Origin of the sequence: Oscillibacter hominis (assembly GCF_014334055.1) — a bacterium.
Lineage (GTDB): Bacteria > Bacillota > Clostridia > Oscillospirales > Oscillospiraceae > Oscillibacter > Oscillibacter hominis.
Map to the genome: position 1 here is coordinate 2,023,291 of NZ_CP060490.1, position 23,305 is coordinate 2,046,595.

Annotated in this window: 23 protein-coding genes; 22 read left to right on the plus strand and 1 reads right to left on the minus strand. The window is 61.3% G+C overall.

All coding sequences use genetic code 11. The features are described 5' to 3' along the window. Positions 1 to 30 precede the first annotated feature (30 nt). From H8790_RS10075 to H8790_RS10100, 6 genes are all read left to right on the plus strand, one after another. Positions 31 to 897, plus strand: coding sequence for an EamA family transporter (locus tag H8790_RS10075; RefSeq protein ID WP_256404985.1), 867 nt, complete (start codon positions 31 to 33; stop codon positions 895 to 897). 21 nt (positions 898 to 918) lie between these two features. Next, positions 919 to 2,238 carry a M20/M25/M40 family metallo-hydrolase gene (locus H8790_RS10080; protein ID WP_187332401.1) on the plus strand — a complete coding sequence of 440 codons (1,320 nt, stop codon included), beginning with the start codon at positions 919 to 921 and terminating at the stop codon, positions 2,236 to 2,238. A 5-nt stretch (positions 2,239 to 2,243) separates the two neighbouring features. After that, positions 2,244 to 2,720, plus strand: a complete 477-nt coding sequence (locus tag H8790_RS10085) for an L-2-amino-thiazoline-4-carboxylic acid hydrolase (RefSeq protein WP_187332402.1) — start codon at positions 2,244 to 2,246, stop codon at positions 2,718 to 2,720. Between the two features lie 129 nt (positions 2,721 to 2,849). Next, the gene (nhaC, locus tag H8790_RS10090) at positions 2,850 to 4,304 is read left to right on the plus strand and encodes a Na+/H+ antiporter NhaC (RefSeq protein ID WP_187332403.1); all 1,455 of its coding nucleotides are present in this window, start codon (positions 2,850 to 2,852) and stop codon (positions 4,302 to 4,304) included. A gap of 149 nt (positions 4,305 to 4,453) precedes the next feature. Continuing rightward, positions 4,454 to 5,887, plus strand: a complete 1,434-nt coding sequence (locus H8790_RS10095; protein ID WP_243208485.1) for an MATE family efflux transporter — start codon at positions 4,454 to 4,456, stop codon at positions 5,885 to 5,887. Between the two features lie 354 nt (positions 5,888 to 6,241). Continuing rightward, the gene (locus H8790_RS10100; RefSeq protein ID WP_187332404.1) at positions 6,242 to 6,793 is read left to right on the plus strand and encodes a helix-turn-helix domain-containing protein; all 552 of its coding nucleotides are present in this window, start codon (positions 6,242 to 6,244) and stop codon (positions 6,791 to 6,793) included. Between the two features lie 224 nt (positions 6,794 to 7,017). On the opposite strand, the gene H8790_RS10105 is transcribed toward H8790_RS10100, so the two are convergent. After that, on the minus strand, positions 7,018 to 7,935 hold the full coding sequence (locus H8790_RS10105) for a nucleotidyltransferase family protein (protein WP_187332405.1): 918 nt from the start codon (positions 7,933 to 7,935) through the stop codon (positions 7,018 to 7,020). A gap of 166 nt (positions 7,936 to 8,101) precedes the next feature. Between H8790_RS10105 and H8790_RS10110 the strand changes: the two genes are divergently transcribed. The 16 genes from H8790_RS10110 to H8790_RS10185 all read left to right on the plus strand — a co-directional run bounded on the left by H8790_RS10110 (position 8,102) and on the right by H8790_RS10185 (position 23,240). Next, positions 8,102 to 8,500 (plus strand): Fur family transcriptional regulator, encoded by a 399-nt coding sequence (locus tag H8790_RS10110; RefSeq protein WP_187332406.1) that lies wholly within the window; start codon positions 8,102 to 8,104, stop codon positions 8,498 to 8,500. Beyond that, positions 8,497 to 9,453, plus strand: a complete 957-nt coding sequence (locus H8790_RS10115) for a metal ABC transporter substrate-binding protein (protein ID WP_187332407.1) — start codon at positions 8,497 to 8,499, stop codon at positions 9,451 to 9,453. The genes H8790_RS10110 and H8790_RS10115 overlap by 4 nt, the downstream gene beginning before the upstream one ends. Beyond that, entirely contained in the window at positions 9,450 to 10,175 is a 726-nt protein-coding gene (locus tag H8790_RS10120) for a metal ABC transporter ATP-binding protein (RefSeq protein WP_187332408.1), read from the plus strand. The genes H8790_RS10115 and H8790_RS10120 overlap by 4 nt, the downstream gene beginning before the upstream one ends. Beyond that, positions 10,172 to 10,987 carry a metal ABC transporter permease gene (locus H8790_RS10125; protein ID WP_187332409.1) on the plus strand — a complete coding sequence of 272 codons (816 nt, stop codon included), beginning with the start codon at positions 10,172 to 10,174 and terminating at the stop codon, positions 10,985 to 10,987. The genes H8790_RS10120 and H8790_RS10125 overlap by 4 nt, the downstream gene beginning before the upstream one ends. An 82-nt stretch (positions 10,988 to 11,069) precedes the next feature. Then, complete coding sequence (locus tag H8790_RS10130) at positions 11,070 to 11,576, plus strand: RNA polymerase sigma factor (protein ID WP_187332410.1); 507 nt, start codon at positions 11,070 to 11,072, stop codon at positions 11,574 to 11,576. Next, a complete protein-coding gene (locus tag H8790_RS10135) occupies positions 11,551 to 12,438 on the plus strand; it encodes an RsiV family protein (RefSeq protein WP_187332411.1) in 888 nt (295 codons plus the stop codon). Before H8790_RS10130 ends, H8790_RS10135 begins: the two co-directional genes overlap by 26 nt. Before the next feature lie 238 nt (positions 12,439 to 12,676). Further along, a complete protein-coding gene (locus H8790_RS10140) occupies positions 12,677 to 13,132 on the plus strand; it encodes a ribosome maturation factor RimP (protein ID WP_187332412.1) in 456 nt (151 codons plus the stop codon). Positions 13,133 to 13,169: 37 nt separating this feature from the next. Further along, positions 13,170 to 14,237 carry a transcription termination factor NusA gene (gene nusA, locus H8790_RS10145; RefSeq protein WP_187332413.1) on the plus strand — a complete coding sequence of 356 codons (1,068 nt, stop codon included), beginning with the start codon at positions 13,170 to 13,172 and terminating at the stop codon, positions 14,235 to 14,237. Between the two features lie 15 nt (positions 14,238 to 14,252). Continuing rightward, entirely contained in the window at positions 14,253 to 14,534 is a 282-nt protein-coding gene (gene rnpM, locus H8790_RS10150) for an RNase P modulator RnpM (protein WP_187332414.1), read from the plus strand. Next, on the plus strand, positions 14,521 to 15,165 hold the full coding sequence (locus tag H8790_RS10155; protein ID WP_187332415.1) for a L7Ae/L30e/S12e/Gadd45 family ribosomal protein: 645 nt from the start codon (positions 14,521 to 14,523) through the stop codon (positions 15,163 to 15,165). The genes rnpM and H8790_RS10155 overlap by 14 nt, the downstream gene beginning before the upstream one ends. A gap of 176 nt (positions 15,166 to 15,341) precedes the next feature. After that, a complete protein-coding gene (gene infB, locus H8790_RS10160) occupies positions 15,342 to 17,732 on the plus strand; it encodes a translation initiation factor IF-2 (RefSeq protein ID WP_243208486.1) in 2,391 nt (796 codons plus the stop codon). Positions 17,733 to 17,940: 208 nt separating this feature from the next. Continuing rightward, entirely contained in the window at positions 17,941 to 18,300 is a 360-nt protein-coding gene (gene rbfA, locus H8790_RS10165) for a 30S ribosome-binding factor RbfA (protein WP_187332417.1), read from the plus strand. Positions 18,301 to 18,302: 2 nt separating this feature from the next. After that, positions 18,303 to 19,256, plus strand: a complete 954-nt coding sequence (locus H8790_RS10170; protein ID WP_187332418.1) for a DHH family phosphoesterase — start codon at positions 18,303 to 18,305, stop codon at positions 19,254 to 19,256. Between the two features lie 27 nt (positions 19,257 to 19,283). Then, complete coding sequence (gene truB / locus H8790_RS10175) at positions 19,284 to 20,147, plus strand: tRNA pseudouridine(55) synthase TruB (RefSeq protein WP_187332419.1); 864 nt, start codon at positions 19,284 to 19,286, stop codon at positions 20,145 to 20,147. Between the two features lie 6 nt (positions 20,148 to 20,153). Beyond that, on the plus strand, positions 20,154 to 21,044 hold the full coding sequence (locus H8790_RS10180) for a bifunctional riboflavin kinase/FAD synthetase (RefSeq protein WP_187332420.1): 891 nt from the start codon (positions 20,154 to 20,156) through the stop codon (positions 21,042 to 21,044). Between the two features lie 189 nt (positions 21,045 to 21,233). After that, positions 21,234 to 23,240, plus strand: a complete 2,007-nt coding sequence (locus H8790_RS10185; protein WP_243208487.1) for a SpoIIE family protein phosphatase — start codon at positions 21,234 to 21,236, stop codon at positions 23,238 to 23,240. Positions 23,241 to 23,305 lie beyond the last annotated feature (65 nt).

The following is a 23,305-nucleotide window of genomic DNA, read 5'->3' on the forward strand; positions in this document are numbered from 1 at the left end:
CTGGAGGGAGTCATCATCACAGGGAAAGGCATCGGCGTCGTCGCCTATTTCAACATCTGTATTTTGTGGGGCACCAGCAACCTCTTTACCAAGATCGGCGTCGGCGGTATCCCGCCCATGCAGTTTGCGTGTCTGCGCTTTTTCCTGGCGGGAGTGGTTCTGCTGACAGTTGCGCTTCTCCGGGGGGAACGGCTGTCCTTTTCTCCGGAGGAATGGAAGTCTCTTTTGAAAATCGGATTGCTGATGAACTTCCTCACCAACGGATGCGTGGTCATCAGCAACACGCTGATCGATTCCAGCGTTGTCACCGTCATGATGGCGACAACGCCCATCTTTGCGGCGCTGTTTGAGCTGGTGGTGGGAAAGGCCGCGAAGCGGGCAAAGACCCTGTTGGGGATGGCCGGAGGCTTTATCGGCATCCTGATCGTGGTTCTTTGCGGCAGCGGTAAACTCTATGCCAATGGGAAAGGGGTTCTGGTGATCCTGACCGGGGTGCTCTTTTGGACCACTGGCACCCTCTACTCCAAACAAAAATCCATCAGCGGTTCAGTCTTTTCCCAGACTGCAGTGGAGGCCCTCTTTTCGTCCCTTTTGTTTTTTGGCGCGTCCAGACTTACCGGCTCCATCCCCCTTTCCGGGATCAGCGCCGAGGCCATGATCCCGGTCCTCTATCTGGCGATCTTTGATTCCGTCATCGGTTTCGCCTCCTATATCTATCTCCTCAAGGTGATGCCGGCCTCCAAAGTCTGCACCTATGCCTACATCAACCCGGTGGTCGCGCTGATCCTGGGAAATCTCTTCCTGAAGGAGCAGCTGATCCCCGGAAAAATCCTGGGCATGGCCATTATCATCGGGTCCGTCATCTTCATCCAAAGGGAGCGGCCCGTCTGTCAATGACGCGTTCTGCGGGGTATGAACATGGATGTACTGATCGACCGTTACCTGGAAAGCTACCGCCACGAGATCGTCGACGCAGTCTGCCGGCTGATTCAGGTTCCCAGTGTCTGCGCTCAGAGCACATTGGACTACCCCTACGGTATGGACTGCGCGCGGGCGCTGGATTTTTGTATGGATCTGGCGGATCGCAAAGGGCTTTTGGTTTACAACTATGACTATCACTGCGCAAGGGCAGACCTCCCGACGGAACGCGCCGGAAGGCAGATTCTGTTCGCCGCCCATGCGGATGTGGTGCCGCCGGATATCCGGGGAAGGTTTCCTCCCTTCTCAGGCACGGTCCAGGGCGACTACATCATCGGCCGGGGCGCAGTTGACAATAAGGCGCCGCTGATTGCCGCGCTCTATGCGCTTGCATTCTTCCGCCAATACAACATCTCGTTGAAAAACCGCTTCTCCCTCCTGATCGGCAGCGACGGGGAGTCCGGGATGCGGGACATGGACTATTACCTAACACGGGCCGGACAGCCGAACCTTGCAATCATTCCGCTCAGCGGCTTTCCCGTCGTCAAAGGGGAGCCGGGCCTGCTGCGTTTCTCTGTTTCCGGGCCCCTCTCTCCGGATATCACCGCCCTGCGCTGTCAAAAGCAGCCTCAGTGCCTGTACCCGGAGTCCTGTTCCATTGTGTTTCACCCAAAAGGGGAAGCGCCGCAGGAACTGCGGTTTGAACGGGCGGAGCGCAACCCCATTGCCTGCGCCCTCAGGGCCTGTTATCAGCGGAGGATTCCGCTGTTCGGGCCGGAACAGGATATGGAGCTTCTGGTACTGGTCAACAACGCCTGCCCCTTCCGCATGATGGAGGAGTTCCAGGAGGAGGTGGACATCATCCCCACCCAACTCCAGATGGAGGAGGGGCGCCGGGGAAAGATGAGCTTCCAGCTGTACTTCTCCAAAGACCTGGAGCGGGTGCGGAAGCAGATTCAAAAAATCTTCCAGCGCTCAAACCTGCATCTGGAGATCGAGCACGCCAGTCCCCCCTGCCTCCTAAGGGACTCGGATCCTGTGATCCGGACGCTGACGGACCTCTGCAGCCGGGAAAGCGGGATCCGCTACTCCCCCTGTGTGATGCGGCGCGGCACTACATATGCAAGAAAATTCTCATACGCATGCGGCTTTGGAGCAGGCTGTCCGGCGGAGAAAAAGCCCTTCCCGCCAGGCTACGGCGGCTCCCACGGCCCGGATGAGGCCCACAGCATCCGGACGCTGCTCCACGCGGTAAGGCTCTATATTAAGGCAGTATGGGAACTGGACACCTGTGATTGGGACGGCATGAGAGGAGTGTAGAAACGATGTTTGATCGAAATGACCCCGTGGGCGCAATGGCCTACAAAATGGGTGAATTGTTCGCCATCATGGTGGATGAGATGAACAGGGAATTCGGAGAAGCGCGGGGCCGTGCCGCGGCAGCCAGAGCAGTCGCCCGGTTCGGCGAACTGCGCGGAAGCGCAATCCGCCAGGCGGTGATCGATGCCGGGGAGGAACTCACCTTTGAAAACATGGAGAAGTACTATGACCTGCCTCCCAACAACGGCTGGGACGCGGACACGGTCATTGAAAACGGCGTGCTGACCGAGGATACCCGCTACTGCCCCCTGGCCGCTGCCTGGCGTGCGCTGGGCCTTGAAAAAGAGGGCGGGATTTACTGTGGAATCGACATTGCGATGAATCAGGCCTATATGGGCAGCATCAAATTTGAGCGCCCCGCCATCTTCTCAGACGGCCCGGACGCCCCCTGTAAAATGGTGGTCACCAAGCTTCCTGATTGATGTTTTCCTCTCTCTATTTTATCTGATGCACGAAGCCAGGATTCTTCAGGGAATGCTGGCTTTGTGCATCCCGGAGATCAAATCCGACTCACTCTGCAGAACTTCATGGACGGAAAAGGATGGATCAACATGGTAAATAAACGCGGTGCCAAGCGGCCGGAGCGCGAGGGGTCCTTTGTCTCCTCTCTGGTGGTTTTTCTTCTCTGTGTCACGGTCATTCTCTTCGGCGTCATGGTACTCAAGCTGGATGCGCACATCCCCCTTGTGGCCGCAATCGCGGTGTCCTCGCTCTACGGCGTTTTTGTGCTCCGCATCCCTTACTCCGAGCTGGAGCAGGCCATGCTCCGGTCGCTCCACGACGCGCTGGGTGCGATCTTGCTGCTGATGACCATCGGGCCTTTGATCGCTGCGTGGATTTCCTGCGGCACAGTGCCCTACATCATCTATCTGGGGCTTGGCCTTATCGCCCCCAGCTGGTTTTTGGTCTTTGTGGCGCTCATGTGCGCGATCCTATCCGCCGTCACCGGGTCCAGCTGGACCACGGTGGGCACGATCGGCGTGGCCTTCATCGGCATTTCCATCGGCATGGGCATTTCACTGCCGCTGACGGCGGGTGCCATCCTCTGCGGCGCCTATTTCGGCGATAAGGTCTCCCCCATCAGCGACGTGGTGGTGTTCAACTCCGGCATTGCAAAGGTGCCCATCTTCCATCATGTCAAGTATGTGCTCTACACAACGGTCCCGGCCTTTGCGCTCAGCCTGATCCTGTTCTTTTTCCTGGGGCTTCAGTATGGCGGCAAATCCCTGGACGTAAGCGCCATCAGCGCCATCCGGAACGGCCTGGCCGAGACGTTCCACTTCGGGCCGGTGCTGTGGCTCCCCATGCTGGCGGTTGCTGCGGGGATTTTCCTGAAGGTGCCGGCCGTACCCTCCTTGTGGCTGGGCACCGTCACCGGCGGGCTCATCTCCGTGCTCCTTCAGGGCGCGGCGGTCCGGCAGTTTCTGGGCTACCTTTTCAGCGGCTTCTCCATCCAAACGGGTTCGGATTCCCTGGACACCATCCTCAACCGGGGCGGGATGACCTCCATGATGTACATCATCGCCCTGGTGATCTGCTCCATGTCCATGGCCGGCGTGTTCGACCGCACCAAAATGCTGCTGAAGGTGGCTGAGCGCCTGACCAGGATCACCCACACCCGGGTAGGCCTGATCGTCACCACACTGGTCACCGGCATCATCACCAGCTTTGTGGCATCGGATCCGTATATCGCCGCCCTGATCCCGGTCAAGGCCTATGAAAAGGAGTACGAGCGGCAGGGGCTGGACCGCTGCGTGCTCTCGCGCACCGTCTCCGACGGCGGCATCTGTTTCGCCCCCCTTGTTCCCTGGGGTTCAAACGGCGTATTCTGCTCCACCACGCTGGGCATCGCCGTGGGGGCGTATCTTCCTTTTTACCTGATGGCCTTCCTGACGCCGGTCTTCAGCATTCTGACCGCGGTGACCGGCATCGGCATCCGATATGTAACGGAGGCCGCACCAAAGGAGCAGGAGCATGGCCCGGCCGATTCGGTTCAGCGGCAGTGAACTTGCGGCAGCATGGCTGCGGGGTCGCGCGCGAAAGGCGCGCCGGCGGCCCCCAGCCATTGATTTTTTCTGCCCAGGACGCGTCTCAATATAGATTTGATCTTTGCAAAATGATATACTACAGGGAAATCTTTCAGGAGGGGTGAGCCATGAAGACTGGAAAAGAGCCCGCTGCTTTGCCCCTGGCCCAATCCATGGCACTCCAGGAGCAGATACAGTGGGTAGTCCGGCTGAGTGTGCCGGCGATCCTGGCGGAGATCAGCTCCATTGCCATGCAGTACATTGACGCTGCAATGGTCGGAAGCCTGGGCGGGAACGCCTCGGCCGCTGTGGGACTTGTCACCAGTACAACCTGGCTGTTCAATGGGCTGTGCGTCTCGGCCGCAACCGGATTCTCTGTGCAGGTGGCACAGCTCATCGGGGCGGACAAGGACGCCCAGGCCCGCAGCGTCCTCCGTCAGGCGATTTTGGGCACCCTTTGTTTTGGGCTTGTTGCGGCCCTGGCCGGCATTGGGATCAGCTTCGCACTCCCCCGCTGGCTCGGCGGTGAACCGGGCATCCGGCCGGCCGCCTCCCAATACTTTCTGATCTACGCCTGCGCGCTGCCGGCCTCGCAGCTGCGCAGGATGGCCGGCAACATGCTCCAGTGCAGCGGTGACATGCGGACGCCCAGCGCGCTGAACGTCCTCATGTGCCTTTTGGATATCCTGTTCAACAGCCTGCTCATCTTCCCCGCCCGTCACATCTCCCTGTTTGGCGGGAGCGTTTCACTGCCCGGGGCCGGAATGGGGGTCGCCGGCGCGGCACTGGGCACCGCCCTGTCAGAACTTGCGGTCGCGGCGTTGATGCTCTACGCCCTTTGTCTCCGCTCCCCAAAGCTCCGCCTGAAACGGGGCGGGAGCTGGCGGGTGCAAAAAGGCATACAGCTGACCGCCCTCCGCCTGGCTTTGCCGATGGCCCTTGAACGGGTGGTCCTCAGCGGCGCCCAGATTCTGTCCACCCGTATTATCGCGCCGCTGGGTACCATCTCCGTGGCTGCAAACTCCCTTGCTGTCACCGCCGAGAGCCTCTGCTACATGCCCGGCTATGGCATCGGATCAGCCTCCACCACGCTGGTGGGGCAGAGCATCGGTGCCGGCCGAACGGACCTGGCCCGACGGTTCGCCTACCTCTCCACGGCGCTGGGCGTGGCGGTCATGGCCTGCAGCGGAGCGCTCATGTTCCTGCTCGCCCCGCTGATGTTCTCCATCCTGACGCCGGACACGGCCATTCAGGCGCTGGGCGTGCGGGTGCTGCAAATTGAGGCCTTTGCAGAGCCGCTGTATGCGGTGTCCATCGTCGTTACAGGGGCACTGCGGGGCGCGGGGGACACACTGGCCCCCAGCATCCTGAACCTCATCAGCATGTGGGGTGTCCGCATCACCGCCGCCTTTCTCCTTGCGCCCCGATTCGGCCTTGTGGGGGTGTGGCTTGCTATGTGCGGAGAGCTCTGCATCCGGGGCATCCTGTTCCTGATCCGCCTGCTGCGGGGAAAATGGCTCACGCTCCCGTCTCTGGCCAAAAACGGCTCCGAACCGCAGTGAATGGCTCTGCCGGCTCCTGCGTCCGGCGGCCTTGCGCGCCCCCCTGGCAATCATTTTTTTAGTTAAGCTTAAAAAACATTGACATTATGAGAACGACACAATATACTATTCTTGGTGTATTATAATAGTTTAGGTACATATAGGGAACGTCCAGCAACGCCCTGCGTTTGAAACGTATTTTCAGCGGGAACAAGCAACATGTGGACCATGCATCAGGCAGCAGAAGAGTAAAAAAGTGTGTCTGAGCCTCGCTATGTGCTTTAAAAACTAAGCGTGGACTGTTTCCTAAAACCGGTCAAACGCACAGTTCACAAAAGCAGTGCTTCTGCACGAGCAAATAGGAGGTACCCATACATGGTGGGAGACGCCATTCGGAAAATTCGGAAAAAAAAGAACTTGACACTGGAGTATCTGTCCCATCAAGTGGGCATCACGCCGGGCGGCCTTTCTCAGATCGAGCGGAACATCGTCGATCCGTCTCTGGCGGTCCTTCAGCGCATTGCAAAAGAGCTGAACGTTTCGCTGCATGTGCTGTTCACAGAGGAAAACGGGAGTTTTATCTCCAGAAGCGGCAAACGGAAAAAGGCCGTGTTCTCTGACGTCAACGTAACCTATGAATTCCTGACCCCGCAGCCCCGCATAGACGGCATCACCCCGAACATGGAGGTTACGCTTTTGACGCTCAAGCCCAACTCCTGGGGCACCGAGAGCGAGGCGAGCCACGATGTGGATGAGTGCTTTGTCGTCGTGAAAGGCACTTTTGAAATCCACTGCTCCGGGGAGGCCCCCATCATCCTCCACGAAAACGACAGCATCTACCACACACCGGGCACACTCCACCGCTTCTATAACCCCGGCGACACCGACGCGGTGGCGGTCTCCATCCTCTCCGCCGTCATCTATTGATACCGGCAGTTGCGCTTCCAGCTTTCATCCATTGCAAAAAGAGCCGTCACATGATGTGACGGCTCTTTCCGAATTCTACAGATCCACAGTGGGGCGGGAAAGGTTTCCCGCCCCACTGTTTCAATCCCGGTAGCGGACAGGTTAGACTGGATTATATTGCATCCGGCGCCGGCAGCTTACTCCTCCGCCATGGCCTGAATGCCGCTCTCAGAATCTCTTGCCTGCTATGCCCGCAGCGATGCGGGATAGGTCCCGGCGCTGTGCAGCTTTTTCAGCTCCTCCGCCACAGCGGAGCGGTCCTCGTGATAGGTCATGCCAAACCAGCGGTCGGCGGAGTGGAGCACGGAAACCTCCAGCCGGCCCTGTGCGAGGAGCTGCCCCACCATCACCGGCAGCAGGCACTCGGCCTTCAGGTTGTCCCCGGCTTCGGCGCGGAGGAACTCCTCAAAATACCGGCGCATCTCCTCAAAGATGGAGGGCATAAACCCCCAGAAGTTCATGGAAACCACCGTGTCCGGAGCAAGCTCCTCCCCCCGGTCCAAATCCTTCAGCGTCCCGTCGCCGTAAAGCTGGATCTTCAGCGCCTCCCGGATGTTCACCAGTTTTCCTTCGGAGGCGGTGCACACGCCCCGGGAGACGGTCCCGTTGAGGCTGGCGGTATTTTTGAGAAGATACCCCACCATGGTGGCCCGCCCCCGCTCCGGCAGACGGCACAGCTCCTCATAGATGGTGCGGTAGGCGTCCACACCGTAGTAATCGTCGGCGTTGATGACGCAAAAGGGCTCACTGACCGCCCCGGCGGCGCACAGCACCGCGTGCACTGTGCCAAAAGGCTTGGTCCGCCCCTCGGGGATATGATAGAACGAGGGCACGCTGGAAAAGTCCTGGCAGACATAGGCGACCTCTACCGGCTCCCCGTCTGCCGTTTTCCCGGCCGCGATCCGGTCGCCGCAGAGCTGCTTCATCATATCCACCATGTCGGGCTTGATGATGAACACTACTTTTGTAAAGCCCGCCCGCAGGGCATCATAGATGGAGTATTCCATCAAAATCTCCCCGTTGGGGCCGATGCCGTCCACCTGTTTGTTTCCGCCGTAGCGGGAACCCATGCCCGCCGCCATAATCACCAATGCCGCTTTCATTGCGTCACTCCTTATCAACCGAATTCTTTTGTTCGCACAACCGCTGCCTATTATATAAGTACCATACCTGAATCGGCCCTTTTTTGCAAGTCCTGCTTGACTTTTCCATTGATCTGTCTATAATATAAAAACGATAATCATTTTCATATTTAGGAGGTGCATGGAGATGCCCTATACCACAAAGCAGCAGCGGGCCGTGCTCAGCTGCATCGCCGCCCACCAGGACGGGCATGTCACGGCCCAGGAATTGGCGGAGGAGCTTCACAGCCAGGGCGAAAGCGTGGGGCTGGCCACGGTGTACCGCCATTTGGAACGGCTGGAGCAATCTGGGCGCATCCATAAGATCAGCACCGAGGACGGGGCATGCTACCAGTACTGTGACCATCCCGAGGGAGGCTGCTTTCTCCTCAAGTGCGAGCGCTGCGGGCGCATCCAGCATATGGACTGCCTCCATCTGGAGCCTCTGTACCGCCACATCGCCCAAGAGCACCGTTTTGTCATCAATCCCCGGAAGACCATGTTCTATGGTCTTTGTGAAACCTGCGCAAAGGAAGAGAAGAAATGAGACGACTGATTGCCCTGCTGTGGGCCCTTGTCCTTCTTTTGACAAGCTGCGGCGCCCAGCAGAGGGAGCCGGCGGACGACGGGACCCTTTCCGTGGTCTCCACCCTGTTCCCCTACTATGATTTTGCCCGGGCCATCGGCGGCAGCCGGGTCCAGGTGACGCTGCTGCTCTCCCCCGGACGGGAGAGCCACAGCTATGAGCCTACCCCGCTGGACGTGATCCGCATCAGCGAGGCCGACGTGTTCCTCTATAACGGCGGTGAGGGGGAGACCTGGGTGGACGAGACGCTGGAGGGTCTGGAGGCGCCGGGCCAGGTCCGCGAGCGGATGATGGACCATGTGGACGCTCTGGAGGAGGAGCTGGCGGAGGGCATGGAAGCCGAGGGCGGCCATGGGGAGGAAGACGACGGCCACGGCCACGAGATCGAGTACGACGAGCATATCTGGACCTCCCCGGTCAACGCTATGGCGCTGGCGGAGGCGGTCTGCGGCGCGCTGAGCCAGGCAGACCCGGAGGGGGCGGAGTACTATGCCTCCAACCTGGCGGACTACCAGGCCCAGCTCCAATCGCTGGATGAGGAGTTCCGGGATGTGGTGGCCCACGCAAAGCGCCGCATACTGATCTTTGCCGACCGCTTTCCCCTGCTGTACTTCTGCAAAACCTACGGCCTGGACTACCGGGCCGCCTTCCAGGGGTGCAGCGGTGACACGGAGCCCTCAGTGCGGACCCTGGCCTATCTCATCGACAAGGTCCAGGAGGAACAGATCCCTGTGGTCTACCACCTGGAGCTTTCCAGCGAAAAGATCAGCGGCGCCGTCTGCGAGTCCACCGGCGCAAAGCCTCTTAAGTTCCACTCCTGCCACAACGTGACCCGGGCGGAATTTGAAGGCGGTGCCACCTATCTCAGCCTGATGCAGGCCAACGTGGAAGCCCTGAAGGAGGGATTGCAATGAATACACTGGAGGAAAATGAACTGCTCTCCTGCCGCGACGTGTCCCTGGGCTATGAGGGCAAGCCAGTGCTGGAGCATGTGAATCTGAGCGTCCGGTCAGGCGATTACCTTTGCGTGGTGGGAGAGAACGGATCGGGCAAATCCACGCTTTTGAAAAGCCTTCTGGGGCTGCTGCCCCCCCTTTCCGGAGAGATTCTCCGCTCCCCCGCCCTCCGTGACCGGGCCGTCGGCTACCTTCCCCAGCAGACGCCGGCGCAAAAGGACTTTCCCGCCACGGTGCTGGAGGTGGTGCTCTCCGGCTTTCTCTCCAACCGGGGGCTCAAGTTTTTCTACACTGCCGTGGAGCGTTCCGCGGCGCTGATGAATTTAGGCAAGCTTGGCGTCCTGGAACTCCAGGGCAAGTGCTACCGGGAGCTTTCCGGCGGCCAGCAGCAGCGTGTGCTGCTGGCCCGGGCGCTGTGCGCCGCCTCCCAGCTCCTCATCCTGGACGAGCCCATCACCGGCCTGGACCCCGCCGCTGCCCAGGACCTCTACAAGACGCTGCGCTATCTCAACGAGAAGGAGGGCATGGCCGTGCTCATGGTCACCCACGACATCAAAAGCGCCCTTCAGGACGCCAGGACCATCGTCCATATCTCCCACGGCGGGCGCTGGTTCTGCGGCTCGGTGGAGGAGTACCTCCGTTCACCGGAGGGCCGCCGGTTCGGAGGTGGACGTTCATGAGCCTTCTCCTTCAGATGTTCACCTACCCCTTCATTGTCCGGGCCTTTGTGGTGGGCATTTTGGTCTCCCTCTGCGCGGCCCTCCTGGGGGTCCCTCTGGTTTTGAAGCGCTACTCCATGATCGGCGACGGCCTCTCCCACGTGTCCTTCGGCGCTCTGGCGGTGGCCGTGGCCGTGGGCTGGGCCCCCCTGGCCTTTTCCATCCCGGTGGTGATCCTCTCCGCCTTCTGCCTGCTGCGGGTGGCGGACAATGGCCGCTGGAGCAGCGACGCCGCCATCGCCGTCACCTCCGCCTCTGCCCTGGCCATCGGCGTCATCGTCACCTCGCTGACCACCGGCATGACCACCGACGTGGACAGCTATATGTTCGGCAGCATCCTGGCCATGTCCGGCGCCGATGTGGCGCTGAGCGTGGGGCTGAGCGCGGCGGTGCTGGCGCTGTACCTCCTCTTCTACCACAGGATTTTTGCCATCACCTTCGATGAGAGCTTTGCCCGGGCCACCGGCACACGGGTGGAGCTGTACAACACCCTTCTCTCCGTGCTCACGGCCCTGACCATCGTGTTGGGTATGCAGATGATGGGCGCCATGCTGATCTCCAGCCTGGTGATCTTTCCGGCCCTCTCCGCCATGCGCCTTTTTAAAAGCTTCCGCGCGGTGGTGCTGTGTGCGGGAATTTTATCGGTGCTCTGCTTTTGCGCCGGGCTCACCGCCTCCTACCTGCTCTCCACCCCTGTGGGCGCGTCGGTGGTGGTGGTGAACCTGATGGTCTTTTTGTGCTTCTGCGCCCTGCGGGCGGTCAGAAGCCGCTGAGCATCCAATCTTTTTTTCTTCCTTCAAACTTTTTTCTCTTTGCCGGCGTCTGATTGGTAAGACGGTGAAAAGGAGGCGTGCAATGGGACTCAGGGCAGTTCAGGAACAAGTGGAGACACAGATTTTGGCGTCGTATGAGTCCATGTACCGCCTCGCCTACACCTATGTCAAAAACCGGGATGACGCCATGGATGTGGTCCAGGAGAGCGCCTACAAGGCCATCTCCTGTGCAGGAGAGCTCAAAAGCGAGCAGGCCGTCAAGACGTGGCTGTACCGCATTGTGGTCAACGCCTCTTTGGACCTGCTGCGCAAGCGCGGCCGCGAAACCCCGTCCGACCAGCTGCCCGATCCCGGCCGGGAAGATGTCTACCAGGACGTGGATACATTGCGGGCGCTGGATATCCTGGATCCCCGGGAACGGGCCGTGGTGGTCCTTCGGTTTTTTGAAGACCGCAAGCTCCAGGAGATCGCCGACATCTGCGGCGAAAATCTGAGCACCGTCAAAACCATCCTGTATCGGAGCCTCAGGAAGCTGAAGGCCCACCTGTCGGAAGGAGAGCACCATGAAAGAGCAACTGAACCACTGTAAACGGGACTATGAGTCCATCCCCATTCCAAAGGAACTGGAGTTTCGCGTCCGCTCCTCCATGGAAGAAGCGAAGCGCCGGTCACGTCGCGATTCCTCCCGGAGAATTTGGAGGCGCTCCGCCACCACGGCGGCTGCTGTTCTGGTCCTGATGGTAGCGCTGGTCAATTCCAATGCCGGCATTGCCAGTGCCATGGAGAAGGTTCCCGTCTTAGGGGCCATCACCCGGGTCTTCACCTTCCGCATCTATCAGGATGAAGGGCCAAACTCGTCTGCCGACATTCACATCCCCCAGGTGGAGGGCGGCCCGGACGAACTGAACCAGGCCCTTTCCAACTATACCGATACCATTATCGCCCGGTATGAGGAAGAGGCCGGCATCGTCAACGCCGGCGACGATGCGGGAGCGCAGACCAATCACTACCAGGTGGGCGTGGACTACTCTGTGGTCACGGACAACGACTCCCTGTTTGCCCTGCGCTTTGATGAGACGCTGGTCATGGCCAGCGGGACGGAGTCGGTGATGATCTACAACGTGGACAAAGCCACCGGGGAGATCATCGGCCTTGCCGACCTCTTTGAGAGCGGCAGCGACTATAAATCCGTCATATCTGAAAACATCAGGGAGCAAATGCGCCAGCGTATGGACGAAAACGGCAGAGCGTATTACTGGCTCAACGATGAGGTGTCGGACTGGAACTTCACCACGATTACCGACGAGACCGCCTTCTATGTCGACGAAAACCAGGAGCTCATCATCGTCTTCAACGAAGGCGATGTGGCGCCCATGTACATGGGCGTGGTCGAATTTGTGATCCCCGCTTCCGTGACGCAGGGGATTGCCCGCAGCGGATACCTGAACTGAGCGGAGACGGGGGAGAGCATGCCTCTCCCCCGCTCTTTTGCGTCTATCCCCCTTTTTTGTACCCTTTCGCCTGTTTTTTCTTCAATTTTATCCGGAAGAATCCGGAAAAAGGCTTGCTTTTTGCGGATGGTTGTGCTATCATAACTCATGTTGATGTTAGACGATGGCAGAGTGGGCTTTTGAAGTCCGCTCTTTTTATTGGCCTAAATGGGCTGGTTAAAATTTGGAAGGAGTCTCTATGAAGAAGATCACAGAGCTGGTGGCCGAACTGGCCGAACCCGCCGTAAAGTCCCAGGGCTGCGAACTGTGGGACGTGGAATATGTGAAGGAGGCCGGCACCTGGTATCTGCGGCTCTATCTGGATAAGGAGGGCGGCGTGGACATCCTGGACTGCGAGGCAGTGTCCCGGGCGGTGGAACCGCTGTTGGATGAGGCTGACCCCATCGAGGGAAGCTATACCTTTGAAGTCAGTTCCGCAGGCTGTGAGCGGCCGCTGAAGCGCCCCTCCGACTTTGAGCGGTTTATGGGAAGCCCCGTCTCGCTGCGGCTCTATCAAAACCGGGACGGCAGCAAGGAGTTTGCCGGTAAGCTGAGCGGTTACGACAACGGGGACGTGACCATCGAGGTGGGCGGCAAGCCCATGACGTTTTCCAAAAAAGACGTGGCACTGGTGCGTCTGCGCGTTGAATTTTAATTGAGTTTCAATGACGATAGAATAGGAGAGCAGCCTCATGAAATGTGATGAAATTTTTGCCGCACTGGCGCTTTTGGAAAAGGAACGGGGCATCCCCCAGGCCTTTATGATGGATAAGATCGTTCAGGCCCTGACCACCGCCTATAAGCGGGACCACGAGGGTGTGGAGAACGTGGCGGTGGACGTGGATGAGGCCAGGCAGGACCTGAAGATGTACGTCCAGAAGGAAGTGGTGGAAGAGGTGGAGAACCCCGCCTCCCAGATCTCCCTTGAGGACGCCCGTGCCATCTCCGCCAAGTATGAGTTGGGCATGATGGTCAACTTCCCCGTGAACAACGTGGAGTTTGGCCGCATCGCCGCCGGCAACGGCAAGCAGGTCATCATCCAGGGGCTGCGGGAAGCCGAGCGGGGCATGGTCTACGATGAGTTCAACTCCAAGCAGCACGAAATCCTCACCGGCGTGGTCACCCGTGTGGACCCCCGCAACGGCAATGTCTCATTGCGCATCGGCAACGGTGCCGAGTCCACCGAGGCCCTGCTCACCGCCGGCGAGCAGGTGCAGGGCGAGGTCCTCGTGGAGGGCATGCATGTAAAGGTGTATGTGGTGGAGGTCCGCCGCTCCACCCGCGGCCCCCAGGTACTGATCTCCCGTACCCATCCGGGTCTTGTGAAGCGGCTTTTTGAGCTGGAGGTCCCCGAGATTTACGACGGCACCGTGGAGGTCCGCTCCATCGCCCGGGAAGCCGGCAGCCGCACCAAAATGGCCGTCTGGTCCAACGATGAGAATGTGGACCCCATCGGCGCCTGCGTGGGCCCCAAGGGCCAGCGTGTGGCCAATATCGTGGAGGAGCTGCGGGGCGAAAAGATCGACATCATCAAATACAGCGAAGACCCCGCTGAGTTCATCGCCGCCGCCCTGGCCCCCGCCGACGTGGTGGAGGTCCTGATGGCGGAGGAGGGGAAGGCCTGCCGCTGCATGGTGCCCGACGACCAGCTGAGCCTGGCCATCGGCAAGGAGGGCCAGAACGCCCGTCTGGCGGCCCGCCTCACCGGTTATAAAATTGACATCAAACCGGAAAGCTATCACGAGGAAACGGAAGAATAATCAAGGAGGCAGCTTATGCAGAAGCCTAAGAAAACGCCGCAGCGGCAATGTATCGGCTGCCGCGAAATGAAGGAAAAAAAGTCTCTGATCCGTGTGGTCCGCTCGCCGGAGGGCGAGATCTCCCTGGACAGCGGCGGACGGAAAAACGGCCGGGGCGCCTATGTGTGCCCCAGCGCGGAGTGCCTGCGCAAGGCCAGAAAATCCAAGGCGCTGGAGCGTGCCTTTGACTGCGCCGTGCCGGCGGAGGTCTATGACGCCCTGGAGTCTCAGTTAGGAGCGCTGGATGGAGAACAATAATCTGCTGCATCTCATCGGCCTTGCCAAAAAGGCAGGCCGGCTGGAGGCCGGGGAGGAACCGGTGGGGATGGTCTGCCGGGCCCAGGACGCACGGCTGATCCTGCTGGCCTCCGACGCGGCCGCGTCCACAGCGCGCCGGGCGCTCCACTTTGCCCAGGAGGGCAAGTGCCTCTCAATCCGGCTTCCCTTTTCCAAAGACCAGTTGGGCCGGGCCGTGGGCCGCACCTCCTGTGCTATCGCGGCCATGACCGACATCGGCTTTGCCAGCGCCGTGGCCGGCAAGCTGGCCGCATCCGACCCGGACGCCTACGGCGGCACGGCTGAAAAGCTGAAGCTGAAGGCCAAGCGGGCCGCGGAGCGGCACAAGGCGGCCGAGGAGAAACGGGCCGCCGGGGAGCAGCGGGCAGCCGCGGAAAAGAAAGTATCTGCAAAGCGGAAGGTTTCCGCAGAAAAGACAGCACCTCCAAAGTCGGAGGGCAGAAAAACAAGCCGGGGCGGCGCTGTCCAAAGCCCCCGGAGCCCTGCCGGGCAGAATGCCCGGCGGCGCATTGCGGCGAAGAAGAACCCCTACTCCGGCAGCCGGCCCGTCAAGCGGGGTAAGGGGTCGTTCCGCAGCAAGGGCAGCAGCTGACAGGTAAGCAGCGCCCGCTTTGCACGCGGGAGTTTGCGTGTGTTTTTTGGACGGCTTCGCTCCGAAAAGCAATGTCTGCGGTAGGACCGCAGCGAAAGCGCGCCGGATGGCGCAGGCGGCGGAATCCCTTCCGCCCGGACAGGAGCGAAGCTAAGCTTATATGGAGGTGGCTTTATTTGGGTACAATCGACAAATACAGAGTGCATGAGGTGGCGAAGGATTTCGGCCTTTCCACCCGCGAGATCACGGAAATCCTGACAAAATATGCGTCCACGCCGAAAAACCACATGCAGGTGCTGACGGATCATGAGCTCTCTCTGATCTTTGACTATCTGACGCAGAAGCACCCTGTGTCCGGGATCCAGGTGATCTTTGCAGACACCTATAAGGAGCCGGCGGCGCAGCCCAAGCCCGAGGCCCCCAAGCAGCAGCCCCAGGCTCCCCGGCCCGAGAGCCGGCCGGAGAACCGGCCCCGGCCGCAAAACGGTGTCCCCCCGCGGCAGGAGCAGCCCCGGCCCCAGCAGGCGCAGCCGCAGGGCGGTGCCAAGCCCGCTCAGCAAAATGTGCAGCGTCCCACCACCCGGGTCCCCCAGAAGAAGATCGTGGACACCCGCAAGGGCGGAGACGTGAACCTGGCCAAATACGACCAGCGTCTGGAGGAACTGGCTCCTGAGCGCGCCAGCCGGATGCAGCAGGGCAAGGAGAAATTCCGCAGCAACACCGGCAACCGCCGGGGCGGAGTGCCCTTTTCCAGCAAGCGCCGCCAGGATGAGCAGGAGAAGATGCGCCGCCTCCAGCTGGAGATCGCCAAGAAGACCCCTCTGAAGGTTCAGATCCCCGATGAGATTTCCGTGGGTGAGCTGGCCTCCCGGATGAAGAAAACCGGCGCCGAGGTGGTCAAGGTGCTGATGAAGAACGGCATCATGGCCTCCCTGCCCCAGATCATCGACTACGACACCGCCGCCTTGGTGGCCATGGATTTGGGCTGCAAGGTGGAGAAGGAAGTCACCGTCACCATTGAAGAGCGCCTCATCGACGACCACGAGGATAAGCCGGAGGATTTGGTGCCCCGGGCCCCGGTGGTGGTGGTCATGGGCCACGTGGATCACGGCAAGACCTCCTTGTTAGACGCCATCCGCAACACCTCCGTCGCCTCCGGTGAGGCTGGCGGCATCACCCAGCACATCGGCGCCTATCAGGTCCAGATCAACGGCAAGCCCATCACCTTCTTGGATACCCCGGGCCATGAGGCCTTTACCTCCATGCGTGCCCGCGGCGCCATGGTGACGGACATCGCCATCCTGGTGGTGGCCGCCGAGGACGGCATCAAGCCCCAGACCGTGGAGTCCATCAACCATGCCAAGGCCGCGAACATCCCCATCATTGTGGCCATCAACAAGATCGACAAGCCCGAGGCCAACCCCGACCGGGTGAAGCAGCAGCTCACCGAGTACGGCCTGGTGAGCGAGGACTGGGGCGGCGACACCATCTGCTGCCCCATCAGCGCCAAGAAGAACATCGGCATTGACAATCTGCTGGAGATGGTCACGCTGACCGCGGAAATGGCAGAGCTGAAGGCCAACCCCAACCGCGCCGCCCAAGGTACGGTCATCGAGGCCCGCCTGGACAAGGGCCGCGGTCCGGTGGCCACGCTGCTTGTGCAAAACGGCACGCTGAACCAGGGCGACATCATCATCGCCGGCACTGCCGTGGGCCGTGTGCGCACCATGGTGGACAGCAAGGGCAAACGGCTGGAAAAGGCCGGCCCTTCCGTGCCTGTGGAGATTGCCGGACTCAGTGAAGCGCCTTCCGCCGGCAGCACCTTCCACGCCGTGGCCGATGAGCGCATGGCCCGGGAACTGGTGGAGCAGCGCAAGGAGGAGGAAAAGGCAAAATCCTCCGCCCCTGTGCAGAAGGTCTCTCTGGAGAACCTGTTCGACCAGATTCAGGCCGGGGAGCGCAAGGAGCTGGCCCTCATCGTCAAGGCCGACGTCCAGGGCAGCGTGGAGGCCGTCAAGGCCTCGCTGGAGAAGCTCTCCAACGAGGAGGTCAACGTCCGTGTCATCCACGGCGGCGTTGGCGCCATCAACGAATCCGACGTGATGCTGGCCGCCACCTCCAACGCCATCATCGTGGGCTTCAACGTCCGTCCGGACGCGGCGGCCCGGGACAGCGCCGTCCGCTCCAATGTGGATATGCGCATGTACCGCGTGATCTATGACTGCATCGACGAGATCGAGGCGGCCATGAAGGGCATGCTGGCGCCCAAGTTCAAGGAAGTGGTGCTGGGCCATACTGAGGTCCGCCAGGTCTACAAGGTGTCCGGCGTGGGCACTGTGGCCGGCTGCTATGTCCAGGACGGCAAGATCGTCCGAGCCTGCTCCGTCCGGGTGGTCCGGGACGGCATCGTCATCCACGAAGGCTCCCTGGCCTCTTTGAAGCGCTTTAAGGACGACGCCAAGGAGGTGGCCGAAAACTACGAGTGCGGCCTGACCGTGGAAAAGTTCAACGACATCAAAGAGGGCGACATCATCGAGGCCTTCACCATGGAGGAGATCAAGCAGTAGGTCTTACGATCCAATAAAGCTGCGGCGGGGCGGGCGGATTCGCCCGCCCCGCCTTTTCCCCGTCCGGCGGAGGAATTGCCAGCGGCGACGCGCCGCATCTCCGGCTTTTCCGATCTCCGCTGCACATACTATCCCATGGTGCGCCGCCCGTTCTCAGGCGGCGTCTGCCGCGCAAATTAAATTTCTATCCCGGAAAGGAGGCCGCTTTATGCCCAGCAACCGAATCGGCCGTATCAATGAAGAGATCCAACGGGAGCTGTCCGCCCTGATGCGGCGGCTGAAGGACCCCCGGGTTCAGTCCGGTATGGTGACCATCACCCATGTGGACACCACCGGCGACCTGCGCTATTCCCGCATCTATGTCAGCGCCCTGGACAAGTCCCAGGAACAGGACATCCTGAAGGGCCTCAAATCTGCCTCCGGCTTCCTGCGCAGGGAGCTGGGCAGCGCCCTGCGCCTGCGCTACACCCCGGAGCTGCAGTTCGTGGCCGACGACTCCATCCAGCACGGTGCCCATATCCTGGAGGTCCTTCGGGACATTGAGCGCCGGGAGGAAGAGGAGGAGTGACTATGACCGCCAAAGAGGCCGCGCAGCTGCTGCGCACCTTTGATAACGTCCTGATCCTGACCCACATGCGGCCCGACGGGGACACGGTGGGCTGCGCCGGCGCCCTCTGTGCGGCGCTGCGGAATCTGGGAAAGACCGCCTATCTCCTGCCCAACCCGGAGATCACGGACAACAGCCGCCCCTATGCCGCGCCCTACCTGGCGCCGGACGGCTTTTGCCCGGAGAAGGTGGTCAGCACCGATATCGCCGCGTTGTCCCTGTTCCCACAAAACGCCCTGCCCTACCAGGACCGGGTGGACCTGGCCATCGACCACCACCCCTCCTACGAGGGGTTTGGGGCAAACAGCTGCGTGCAGCCCCAGTGCGCCGCCTGCGGCGAGATCCTCTATGAGATCGCCCGGGAACTGGGGCCCATTACGCCGGAGATCGCCCTGCCCCTCTATGTGGCCGTGTCCACGGACACTGGCTGCTTTGTCTACTCCAACACCACCGCCAACACCCACCGGGTGGCGGCGGCGCTGATGGACACAGGCATCGACTACCGTCAGGTCAACAAGACCTTTTTCCGCACCAAAAGCCGCAAGCGCCTGGCCCTGGAGGCGGACATGCTCCGCAACATGCAGCTGTTCGACAGCGGCCGCATTGTGGTCATGCAGATTCCCGTCTCGTTGATGGAGGAGGTCCAGGCCAGCGAAAGCGACGCAGAGGACCTCTCCTCCCTGGCCGGCCTGGTGGAGGGCAACGACTGCGCCGTCACCATGCGGGAGCTGCGCAGGGACGTCTGGAAAATTTCCCTGCGCACCGGAAGCCGGGTCAACGCCACTCAGGTCTGCCAGCTCTTGGGCGGCGGCGGCCACGCCGCTGCGGCGGGCTGCACCATCGAGGGCAGCGCCCAGTCGGCCACTGAGCAGATTTTGGATGCCGTGGCCCGGATCGCAGGCGATTTCCCGCGGTAACACGAACTTTTGACTACAGGGGGAACTATGCCGAACGGAATTCTCATCATTGACAAGCCCCAGGACTGGACCAGCATGGATGTATGCGCCAAAATCCGGGGCATGCTTCATGAAAAGCGGGTGGGCCACGCCGGCACCCTGGACCCCATGGCCACCGGCGTGCTGCCTGTTTTTGTGGGGCAGGCCACCCGGGCGGTGGAGTTTGCGGAAAAGGGCCGCAAGGAGTACGCGGCCACGCTGCGCCTGGGACTGACCACCAACACCCAGGACATCACCGGTGAGGTGCTCTCGCGCTGCGACGTCGGCGTTTCGGCCCAGGAGGTGTCCTCCGTCCTGAAGCGCTTTACCGGGGAACTGCAGCAGGTTCCACCCATGTACTCCGCCATCAAAATCAACGGGCAGAAGCTCTGTGACCTGGCCCGCAAGGGCCGGGAGGTGGAGCGGGCCCCTCGGAGCGTCACCATCTATGCTCTGGAGCTCACCGGTCAGCTGAGCGAAACGGAGTTTTGCCTGCGCTGCGTGTGCTCCAAGGGTACATACATCCGTACGCTCTGCCACGACATCGGACAGGCCCTGGGCTGCGGCGGGTGCATGAGCGCGCTGCGCCGCACCATGGCCGCCGGGTTCACCCTAACCGAGGCCGTCACGCTGGAGGAGGTGCACCAGCGCGGCGAAGCGCTGCTGATGGATGTGGACCGCTTTTTTGAGCAATACCCCGCCTACCGGATTCAGCGGGAGCGGGAGGAGTTTTTCTGCCTCCATGGCAACCCCATCCCCGCCCAGCTGCCCCAGGGGATCTACCGGGTCTACGGCCGGGACGGGAAGTTCCTCTGCCTGAGCCGGTGGGAACGTGGAAAGCTTGTCAGCATCAAGAATTTCTTTGGAGCGTGATCAGACGTGAAAGTCATTGCACTTGGTTTTTTTGACGGCATCCACCTGGGCCACGGCGCCCTGCTGCGCCGCACGGCGGAGGTGGCCCGGGACAGGGGCCTGTCACCGGCGGTCTTTACCTTCGACCGGCCGCCCAAGGCGGTGGTCACCGGCCGCCCCATTCCCCTGATCAATTCCGCGGAGGACCGCCGGGGCCTGGTGAAACGGCTCTACGGCATCGACGAAATCATCATGGCCCCCTTTGACCAGCGGATGATGACCATGCCCTGGCGGGAGTTCATCACTGGTTTTTTGGCCGGCGAACATCAGGCCGCCCATCTGGTAGCGGGCCACGACTTCCACTTCGGCCATAAAAACCAGGGCAACCCCCAGCTGCTCCAGGAGACCTGCAAAGAGTTGGGCATTGGCTGCGACATCATCCCCCGGGTGGAAATCAGTGGGATGACCGTCAGCTCTACCTACATCCGTCAGCTGGTGGAGGAGGGTGACATGGAGCGGGCCTCCCGGTTTTTAGGCCATCCCCATACCCTGACCGGCACGGTCCGCCACGGCCGCGGCATTGGACGGTCCCAGCTCTTCCCCACGGCCAATCTGATCATCCCCCCCAATGTGCTGATCCCCAGCCACGGCGTTTACGTCACCCGGGCCTATCTGCCCGACGGATCGGCCTATGACGCGGTCACCAATGTGGGCAACCGCCCCACAGTGAACAACGGCGCCGACATCACGGTGGAAGCTTCGCTCCTCCACTTTGAGGGCGACCTCTACGGTAAGACGCTGCGCCTGGAGTTTTTCAAAAAGCTCCGGGGTGAGATGCGTTTTGATTCGGTGGAGGCACTCCGCGCCCAGATTCAGCAGGACATCGGCGCCACAGCCTCCTATCTCGCTTCCCTCTGATTGCCTCCCTCTGCGGCTTGACGCCGCAGAGGGAGTTTCTTTGCTTACCCGGCGTGCCAAGCGGTCCATTTTTCCTTCTTCCCAGAAAAATATGGAAAATTTCATTCCTCTGTCTTTTCCCGACAGCCTTTTCAGGGTGGGCTTTTGTAGAATGGGACAAGCGATTCTACGAAAGGGATGGTCACAGCCGTGAAGCGTTTATCTTTGAGTAAGGAGCAGATGTCCCTCCTGCTTGGCTGCGGGGTTCGATTTTTCCTGTCCGCGGCCCTGACCGGCAGCACCGTCGCCGGGGGGTATCAGCCCTTCGCGTTGGGCTTTGCCGCCGCGGCGGGGACAGGGGCCGCCGGCGGGGCGGCACTGGCCGGCTGCCTGGTAGGTGCGGCTCTCTTTTTGGAGTTTGCGGACGCGCTCCGGTTTTTAGCTGCCGCCGTGCTGATCTTTGCCGCGGCCACGGCGTTCGACGGGACCCGTCCGGCCAGAAGCCCCCTATTCACCCCCCTGTTGTCAGTTTTCTTATTTCTCTGCGTACATTTTATCTACCTCTTCCAGTCCTTCCGCTTTTGGGACAACCTCTTCCCCTGTCTGGCGGCAGCGGTGCTGACCGGCGTCTCCGCACGGCTCTACACGCTGCTGCTGCGCCAGGAGGGCAACCGCCAGCTGACGCTTCTCTACGTATCGGTGACGCTGCTGACCAGCGTGGCAGGGCTGGCCCTGCCGGGAGGCATCTCGCCCGGGCGCGCCGCCGTGTGCTGCCTGCTGCTCTACACGGCCTATCAGCAGGGCATGGGCATTGGCGCCGCCGCAGGCATCTGCACGGGCCTTGCCATGGACCTCTGCTCCGGGGCGGACACGTTGTTCTACGCCGCCGCCTACGGCCTCAGCGGCCTTCTGGCCGGACTGCGCAGCCGCTGCGGCCGGGGGTCCGCCGCGGGCCTGAGCGCCCTGGCAGCGCTGCTGCTCTCCGCCATCTGGCAGGACACGCCTTCCCTCCTGGCGGAGACGCTCTTAGGCTGCACGGTTTTCCTCTTCCTCCCCGGAAAGCTCTTCTCCGGGAAGCGGGTCCAGGAAAAGGAGGATGTGACGCTCCTGGACCGGTTGCGGCTTCAGCTCAAGGAGTCCTCCGCAGCCCTCCGGGACCTCTATGACAGCTTCAGCCGCAATTCCGCTCCCACGGAGAACCCGGCCATCATCTTCGACCGGGCGGCGGAATCCACCTGCCGGGGCTGCGCGCTGTGCGATCTCTGCTGGCAGAAGGAGTACACCTCCACCTTCAACGCCATGAACGACGCAACGCCCTTCCTCCTGGAGCGGGGCCGGGCGCTGCCCAAGGACTTCCCGCCCCACTTCTCCTCCCGCTGCATCCACTTTCCCGAGCTGCTGACCTCTATCAACGGCGAGCTCTCCGCCTTCCTGCTGCGCCGGCAGTACCGGCTCCAAATGGAGGAGACCCGCCGCAGCGCCCAGGGCCAATACGCCCAGCTGTCAGACCTTCTGGCCTCCACCGCCTCCCACCTCGGACAGGCCGCGCCCGCCTTCGGCGCCGCGCCCTCCTGGCGGGTGGGCGCGGTTCTCTCTCCCAAGGAGGGGGAGAGCGTCAGCGGCGACAGCATCTCTTCCTTTGAAACCAGTCAGGGCCGGTTCTGCATGCTGCTCTCCGACGGCATGGGCACCGGCGAGGCCGCCCGCCGGGAGTCCTCCATGACGCTCAGGCTGATGGAACGGTTCTTAAAGGCCGGCATTGACCCGGAGGCGGCGCTGAAGACCTTAAACTCCGCCCTGTCCCTGCGGAGCTCCGACACGGGCAGCTTTACCACCATCGATCTCTTTATATTGGAGGGCGACCAGGGCGCGGTCTACAAATACGGGGCCGCCCCCTCCTATGTGAAGCGTGGCGGGCGGGTGCAGCGCATCACCGGCGGCTGCCTGCCCGCCGGGCTCCACTCCCAGCCCGCGCCCCCCGACTCCTCCCACTTCCCCCTGGAGGACGGCTGTTTTGTGGTCCAGATCAGCGACGGCGTGGCGGATGCGGGCCATGACGAATGGCTTTTGAACCTGCTGGCCGGCTTTCCCGGCAGCGATCCCCAGCTTCTGGCCAACGCCATCGTGGCCCAGGTCCGAAAACAGGGCCAGATGAGCGACGACTGCGCCGTGCAGGTGCTCTATCTCTCCTCCGCAGGAGAGAAAAAAGAGGTCTGATGCCACTCAATTTTTTGTAAAACCGTCCCAACCTCCGTATACTTCCCCCTCCTGAAGGAAACAAT